The sequence below is a fragment of the Nocardia jiangxiensis NBRC 101359 genome (assembly GCF_000308615.1).
GTDB classification, from domain to species: Bacteria; Actinomycetota; Actinomycetes; order Mycobacteriales; family Mycobacteriaceae; genus Nocardia; species Nocardia jiangxiensis.
In genome coordinates, this window is sequence record NZ_BAGB01000103.1 from 1 (window position 1) to 348 (window position 348).

Here is a 348-nt window from a genome sequence, read left to right on the forward strand (position 1 = left end):
TGACCGGAGCGCCGGTCCTGCCGGTGGTGATGACCGGGACCGAGCGGGTGAACCCGCGCGGGTCGCGACGACTGCGGTTCGGGCGGGTCGGCATCACGGTCGGTGCGCCACTGGATCTGGCTCGGTTCGCGGAGCTGGCGCAGGATCAGCGTGTGGTGCGCGCGGCCACCGATCAACTGATGGCCGAACTGCACCGTGCGTCCGGGCAGGAGTACGTGGACGAGTACGCACGCCGTGACCACCCGGCCGCGGTGTAGTCGCTGACCGCACAGTGTTCCCAGCCGGTCGGTCGAGATAGTGATCTATTGCAGGGGCGTCTCTAATTCCCCTCCCCTGGCATAGCAAGGG

1 pseudogene is annotated in these 348 nt (G+C 68.1%); it reads left to right on the forward strand.

Annotated features, from left to right (window positions below):
• Window positions 1-257: pseudogene (locus ON40_RS34400) on the forward strand (1-acyl-sn-glycerol-3-phosphate acyltransferase); the annotation flags it as partial.
• Window positions 258-348: the final 91 nt, after the last annotated feature.